Source organism: Streptomyces deserti, assembly GCF_054782695.1.
Genome location: NZ_BAAGRZ010000092.1, coordinates 1 through 2560, shown reverse-complemented (window position 1 = coordinate 2560; position 2560 = coordinate 1). Strand labels below are relative to the sequence as shown.

Below are 2560 nucleotides of genomic sequence, written 5' to 3'. Positions count from 1 at the left end.
CCGGCCGTGCGGACGAACAGGTCAAGATCCGTGGCTTCCGGGTCGAGCCCGGCGAGGTCGAGGCCGTGCTGGCCGGGCACCCGGCGGTCGGCCAGGCGGCCGTTCTCGTACGGGAGGACATCCCGGGGGACAAACGGCTGATCGCCTACCTGGTGCCGCAGAACGACGGCACGGCCGACGGCGCGCTCCGGGAGTACGCCGCCGAGCGGCTGCCGGAGTACATGATCCCCACGGCGTTCGTGGAGCTGGACACCCTGCCGCTGACGGTCAACGGGAAGGTGGACCGGGCGGCGCTGCCCGCGCCGCAGTACACCGCCGGCGCGGGCCGGGCCCCTGCGAACGCCCGGGAAGAGCTGCTGTGCCAGGTGTTCGCGGAGGCCCTCGGACTGCCCACGGTCGCAGTGGACGACGACTTCTTCCTGCTCGGCGGGCACTCGCTGCTGGCCATGCGGCTGGTGAGCTGGGTCCGTGCGGTGCTGGGTGTGGAAATGCCGCTGCGGGCGCTGTTCGAGGCCCGGACACCGGCGGAGCTGGCGGCCTGGTTGGTCCAGGCCGAGCCCGGCCGGGCGGCGCTGGTGGCGCGGGAGCGGCCGGAGCGGGTTCCGCTGTCGTTCGCCCAGCAACGCCTGTGGTTCCTGGGGCAACTGGACGGACCGAGCCCGACGTACAACATTCCGCTGGCGCTGCGCCTGACCGGGGCGCTGCACCGGGAGGCCCTCGCGGCGGCACTGCGCGACGTGATCGAACGCCACGAGGTGTTGCGCACCGTGTTCCAGACGATCGACGGAGCACCGTTCCAGCGGGTGCTGTCGCCGGCGGAGGCGGCGTTCGCCCTGGACGTCGTCGAGGTGCCGGCCGACGACTTGGCCGACCGGGTGGCGCAGGCTGCCCGGCACACGTTCGATCTCGCCGTCGAGGCCCCGGTGCGGGCGTCGTTGTTCGCACTGGCGCCGGACGAGCATGTGCTCGTGCTGGTCGTGCACCACATCGCGGGGGACGGCTGGTCGATGGAGCCGTTGGCGCGCGACGTGTCGGCGGCGTACGCGGCCCGGCTGGAGGGCGAGGCCCCGGTGTGGGCGCCGCTGCCGGTGCAGTACGCGGACTACGCGCTGTGGCAGCGCGAGCTGCTCGGTGACGAGCGGGATCCGCAGAGCCTGCTGTCGCGCCAGGTCACGTACTGGCGGAACACCCTGACGGGCATACCCGAGGAACTGGACCTGCCGGCCGACCGGCCCCGCCCCGCGGAGATCTCACTCCTCGGGCGGCTCGCCGAGGTCGAGATCCCCGCCGAACTGCACCGGCGGCTGCTGGAGGTGGCGCGGGCCGAGGGCGTGACGGTGTTCATGGTGCTGCAGGCCGCGCTGGCGGTGACGCTGTCGCGGCTGGGGGCGGGCACGGACATCCCGATCGGCGTGGCGGTGGCGGGCCGTACCGATCGCGCGCTGGAGGACCTGGTCGGGTTCTTCGTGAACACCCTCGTCATGCGCACCGATCTCTCCGGGGACCCCAGCCTCACCGAGGTGCTGAGGCGGGTCCGTGAGACGTCGCTGGCGGCGTTCGCGCACCAGGACGTGCCGTTCGAGAAGCTGGTGGAGGAACTGGCCCCGGCCCGCTCCCTCGCACGCCATCCCCTGTTCCAGGTGATGATGACCTTGCAGAACACCGGCCGGGTCCCGGGAGACCCGGCGGTGGCCCTGCCCGGCCTGCGGACCACCGCACTGGCCACGGACGTCACGGCGCTCAAGTTCGACCTCGACCTGAATCTTGGCGAGACCTTCGGCGAGGACGGCGATCCGGCGGGGATCAACGGCTCGCTCATCGCCTCCGCCGACCTGTTCGACCAGGACACCGCCCAACGGCTCGCGGATCAACTTGTGCGGGTACTGCGGACCATGGGCGCGGAACCCGCCACCCGGGTCGCCCAGGTCGATGTGCTCGGCCCGCAGGAGCGCCGGCGGATGCTGACGGAGTGGAACGACACGTCGGTGGCCGTACCGGACGTCTCGGTCCCCGAGGCGTTCGCCCGGCGGACGGCGGCCGATCCCGGTGCGCTCGCGGTGCAGTCCGGTGACGTCCGGCTCTGCTATGGCGAACTGGACGCGCGAGCCGACGAGTTGGCACGGCGCCTGGTGGCCGCTGGAGTAGGCCCGGAATCGGCCGTCGCCGTGGTCATGGAGCGGTCGGTCGACCTGGTGGTGGCGTTGCTGGCCGTGTTGAAGGCCGGCGGTGCGTATCTGCCGCTGGATCTCGGATGGCCGGTGGCGCGGATGCGTGCGGTGGCCGAGGACGCCGACGCGCGGTGGGTCGTCACACATCAGGCCACGGCCGAGCACGAGTTCGTCCGTACGACCGAACTGGACGTGGTACCCGTCGATGGCGCAGCGCAAGCGGTCGCCGAGGTGGACCTCCCCGCGGTCGAGCCCGACGCGTCCGCGTATGTGATGTACACGTCGGGGTCGACGGGTGTGCCCAAGGGTGTGGTGGCCACGCACCGGGATGTGGTGCGGCTGGCGACGGACCGGTGTTGGGGGGCGCCGTCGCGGGTGTTGTTCCACGCTCC

General features: G+C 72.3%; 1 protein-coding gene. It reads left to right on the top strand.

Annotated features, from left to right (window positions below):
• On the top strand, nt 1–2560 hold a 2560-nt coding region (locus ACYVMZ_RS39190), incomplete at both ends, for a condensation domain-containing protein (protein ID WP_461088072.1).